The following is a 4,768-nucleotide window of genomic DNA, read 5'->3' on the forward strand; positions in this document are numbered from 1 at the left end:
GGGGGGCAGTCGGGCGGCGGTTCAAGCGGGCTCGGGGAGCCGCAGTGGTTCTGTGGACGTCGGTTCCCGGGGGAAGGGATCCGGCAGGGCTCGTACGTCGAGTTTGCCGCCCGGGGTGCGTGGGAGTCGGGGGAGGACGCAGACGCGGGCCGGGACCAGGTGGCCGGGGACCCGGGTGGCCAGGTGGCGTCTCAACTCGGCGCCGTCCAGGGGGCGTCCGGGGACGGCGGCGACGTAGGCCGCCAACTGGGGCTCGCCTCCGTGGCGTACGGCGCGGGCGACGACGTCCAGCACGTCCGGGTGGGCCGCGACGGCCGTCTCGACCTCCTTGAGCTCCACCCGGTGGCCACGGATCTTGACCTGGTCGTCGGTGCGGCCCAGGAAGCGCAGGGTGCCGTCCGCCGCTCGCCTGACCCGGTCCCCCGTCCGGTACATCCGCTCCCCCGGGCCCGCCGCGAACGGGTCGGCGACGAACCGCTCGGCGGTCAGGGCGGGCCGGTCGTGGTAGCCACGGGCCAGGCAGGCTCCGGCGAGATACAGTTCGCCGGCCTCGCCGTCCGCCGTACGGTTCAGCGCTTCGTCGAGGACGTACGCGCGCACCCCCGGCAGGGGCACCCCGAGCGGGATGACCTCGTCGGCGGTGTCCGCGAGCGCCTCGGCGTGCGCCTCGTGGCAGGTGGCGGTGATCGTCGACTCGGTGAGGCCGTAGGCGCTGGTCACGGGCGGTCCGCCGGCCGCGTACCAGCGGACCAGGTCGGCGGTGCGGCCCGCGTCGCTGCCGATGACCACATGGCGCAGGGCGGACGGCAGCGGCCGGGGGCGGCGTTCGACGTCCTTGGCCCACTGGGCCCAGTACGGGGTGGGCAGGTTGACGAGGGTGACGGCCCGTTCGGTGAGGAAGGGCTCGAGTTCGGCGGGCGAGACCACGTTGTCGGCGACGAACACGGCGGTGCCGCCCGTGCACCAGGTGGGCAGGGCCTCCTCCAGGGCCACGTCGAAGGCGGGCGCGGCGAACTGGAGCACCCGGTCGGCCGCGGTCAGGCCGTAGCGTTCGGCGAGCGCACCGGTCTGGCGGGCCAGGCCCGCGTGGCCGACGGCGACCGGTTTGGGGCTGCCGGTGGAGCCCGAGGTGAACAGGACGTAGGCGAGCGATCCCGGGCGGACGGCGGCCGGTTCGGGTCCATCGGCCTCGGTGTCGCCCCGGGTGCCCGCCCAGAACAGCTCCCCGCCGTACCGGCGGTGGAGTCCGGCGGCGGCCAGGTGGCCGGTGACGACCGCGTGGCGGGTGCCGGTGGCGGCCAGCAACGCGCGCAGCCGTTCGTCGGGGGCGGCCGGGTCGACGAGCAGCGGGGCGGCACCGGCGTACCAGGTGCCCAGGACGGCGGCGGCCCAGTCCGCGCCCCGGCCCACGCCGACGAGCACGGTGTCCTCGGGGCCCGCACCGGCGGCGCGCAGCTCCCCGGCGACGGCACGGGCCCGCCGGTCGAGCATGCGGTAGGTCAGCTCGCCCTCGGGTGCGCTGACGGCCGTCGCGTCGGGTGTACGGGCCGCCTGCCGCGCGATGCGCAGGGGGACCGGGATGTCGTCGGGGGTCATGGGGGTCTGTCTCCTCGTGGGTGTGGACGGGCGGGCGTCAGACGCGGTCGCGGGCGCGCGGACGCAGCGCCGGGCGGGCCGGGGCGGAGGCCTGGACGGCTGTCAGGCGGGCGGCGATGCCGGCCGGGGTGGGGGTCTCGAAGAGGTCGCGGATGGTCAGGTGTGCGCCGAGTTCGGTGCGCAGTCGTCCGGTGAGCCGGGTGGCGAGGAGGGAGTGGCCGCCGTGGGCGAAGAAGTCGTCGTCGGGTCCGGCGGCGGCGAGGCCGAGGACCGCGGCGAAGTGGGCGCAGACCGACTGTTCGGTGGCGTTCGCCGGGGCGCGTCCGGCGGGCCGTGCGAGGTCCGCCGGGTCGGGCAGGGCCTTGCGGTCGATCTTGCCGTTGGTGGTCAGCGGCAGGGCGGGGAGTGGCAGCAGCAGTGAGGGCACCATGTAGTTCGGGAGGCTCTGGGCGAGTGCGGCGCGGATGCCGTCGGCGTCCGTGGCCCCGGCGTCTGTGTCCCGGGCACCTGTCTCCTTGGTGTCCGTCTCCTTGGTGTCCGTCTCTGTGGTGAACCAGCCCACGAGCCGCTGCTGTCCGGCGGCGTCCCGGTCCACGGTGACCACCGCGTCGCCGACGCCCGGCACGGCCCGCAGCGCGGTCTCCACCTCGCCGAGTTCGATGCGGTTGCCGCGGACCTTGACCTGGTGGTCCTGGCGTCCGAGGAAGTCGAGCTGGCCGTCGGCGCGCAGTCGGGCGAGGTCGCCGGTGCGGTACATCCGGGCGCCGGGCTCGTCGGCGTAGGGGTCGGGGACGTAGCGTTCGCTGCTGCGGCGGGGCTCGCCCAGGTAGCCGGGTCCGACGCCGGTGCCGGCGATGAAGAGTTCGCCGGGGACGCCGGGCGGTACGGGTGCGAGCGACGGGTCGAGGATGTAGAGCCGGTTGTTGCGCAGCGGCCTGCCGACCGGCAGCCTGCCCTGTTCGAGCAGCCCGGTCACCTCGCCCCGGGGGATGAAGGCGTGCGTGTTGTCGTCCGAGCACTCGGTGAGTCCGTAGGCGTTGACGATCGCCGCGTCGGGGTGGCGGTCGTACCAGCGGGTGCACAGTTCCGGCGGCAGGACCTCGCCGTTGACGACGAACCAGCGCAGTGCCGGGAGCGCGGGCCGGGGCACTCCGGAGTCCCACAGGTCGAGGGCGGCGCGGACGAAGGACGGGACGGTCTCCATGACGGTGACGCCGTGCCGGGCGACGGCGGTGAACAGGGCGTCCGGGTCGCGGGCGGTGTCGCGGGAGACCAGGTGGACCCGGCCGCCGGTGATCAGCGGGGCGAGCATCTGCCACATGGAGATGTCGAAGGTGAGGGGCGCGTTCATCACCACCTGGTCGTCGGGCGTGAGGCGCAGGTCGTCGAGCTTGGCGAGCAGGTGGTTGTTCATGCCGCGCCGGTGCACCATGGCGCCCTTGGGACGGCCGGTGGATCCGGAGGTGAAGCACACGTAGGCCAGGGCGTCACGCCCGCCGCCGTGCCGGAGCGGCTGCCCGGACGGCTGCCCGGACGCACGGCCGGCGCTGTCGTCGAGGACCAGCACCCGTACGGGATGTGCGGCCGTCGCCGCGATCTCCTCGGCGCGGGCCCGCTGTTCGGGCGCGGTGAGCAGCCACGCCACTCCCCCGGCGGTCAGCAGCCCGGCGGTACGCGCGACCGGGCCGACGGGGTCGAGCGGCACGTAGGCGGCTCCGGCGCCGAGGATGCCGAGGAACGCGACGGGCACCCGGGCGGTCGGCTCGGCGAGGACGGCGACGAGGGCGCCGTCGTCCACCCCTTCGGCCCGCAGCCGCGCGGCGAGGGCGTCGGCGCGTACGACGACTTCGGCGTACGTGAGTTCGCGGCCCGTGTCGTCGGTCACCGCGACGGCGTCCGGCCGCAGCTCGGCCTGGCGCCGCACCCGGTCCGTCACCTCGGCGTACTCCTCGTCGCGGACGGTGTCGTTGAACTCGACGAGCACGCGCCGCCGTTCGGCCGGCGACAGCAGGTCCACCGCGCCCGCCGGGCGGGCCGGGTCGTCGGCGACGGCTTCGAGGAGGCGGACGAGACGGTCCAGCAGGGCCTGCGCGTCGGCGGTGTCGAAGGCGTCGGGCCGGTGGTCGATCTGAAGGCGCAGCCTCTCACCCGGTATCACGGTCAGGGTGAGCGGATAGTGCGCGGCGTCGTGCGGGTCGACGGCGGTCACGCGCAGCTCGCCCGTGGACAGCGCGGCGAGGCCGGCGGCGTCCACCGGGTAGTTCTGGTAGGCCACGCAGGAGTCGAACAGCTCACCGGCGCCGGCGGTGCGCTGGATCTCGGTGAGGCCGAGGTGGTGGTGCTCGATGAGGCGCGCCTGCTCGTCCTGGAGCCGGGTGAACAGGCCGACGAGCGGTTCGGTGCGGTCGATACGGACCCGGACCGGCACGGTGTTGATGCACAGCCCCACGATGTCGGCGACGCCGGGCAGTTCGGCGGGGCGTCCGCTGACGACGGCGCCGAAGACCACGTCGTCGGAGCGCAGCCGGTTCGCGAGCAGCAGTGCCCAGGAGCCCTGGAGGAGGGTGCCGGGGGTGATCCGGTGGGCGCGGGCGAGGGCGATGAGCCGTTCGGTGAGGGCGGAGGTGAGCGCTGTTTCGACTCGGTCCGGCAGCAGTGCGGTCGCGGGGCCGGCGGAGACGGGCGCGGTGCGGCTGCCTCCGGGCAGCCCGGCCAGGGCCCGGCCCCAGGCGTCGCGGGCCGCGCCGGTGTCGCGGCTGCCGAGCCAGTCCAGGAACGATGCGTACGGGGTGACCGGGGGCAGCGGGTCCCTGTCCTCGTCCTTCGGCCCCGCGTCATGCAGGGCGAGCAGCTCACGGACGAGTACGGGCCAGGACCAGCCGTCCAGCAGGATGTGGTGGTACGTCAGCAGCAGCCGGTGGCTCAGTGGTCCGGTGCGCAGGAGGGTGAGACGGAGCAGCGGCGGCCGTGCCAGGTCGAAGCGCCGGGCCCNNGGCGGCCTGTCCGTCCTCGTCCAGCGCGGAGAGGTCCCGTTCCTCCCAGGGCACCCGTGCGTCGCGCCGTACGACCTGCGCGGGCTCGCCGGAGGCCCGGCGGAGGAACCCGGCGCGGAGGTTGGCGTGCCGCGCGAGTACGGCGTCGGCGGCCTCGTGCAGCCGTACGGCGTCCAGCG

Annotated in this window: 2 protein-coding genes; both read right to left on the reverse strand. The window is 75.1% G+C overall.

Annotated elements, in window-relative coordinates; all coding sequences use genetic code 11:
- Window positions 1-21 precede the first annotated feature (21 nt).
- The gene (locus tag AOK08_RS41570) at window positions 22-1,596 is read right to left on the reverse strand and encodes an amino acid adenylation domain-containing protein (RefSeq protein WP_055535731.1); all 1,575 of its coding nucleotides are present in this window, start codon (window positions 1,594-1,596) and stop codon (window positions 22-24) included.
- A 37-nt stretch (window positions 1,597-1,633) separates the two neighbouring features.
- Window positions 1,634-4,587, reverse strand: a 2,954-nt coding sequence (locus tag AOK08_RS41575) for a non-ribosomal peptide synthetase (protein ID WP_206743421.1), incomplete at its 5' end; no start/stop codon positions are given.
- Window positions 4,588-4,768 lie beyond the last annotated feature (181 nt).

This window comes from Streptomyces graminilatus, from assembly GCF_001418565.1.
Lineage (GTDB): Bacteria > Actinomycetota > Actinomycetes > Streptomycetales > Streptomycetaceae > Streptomyces > Streptomyces graminilatus.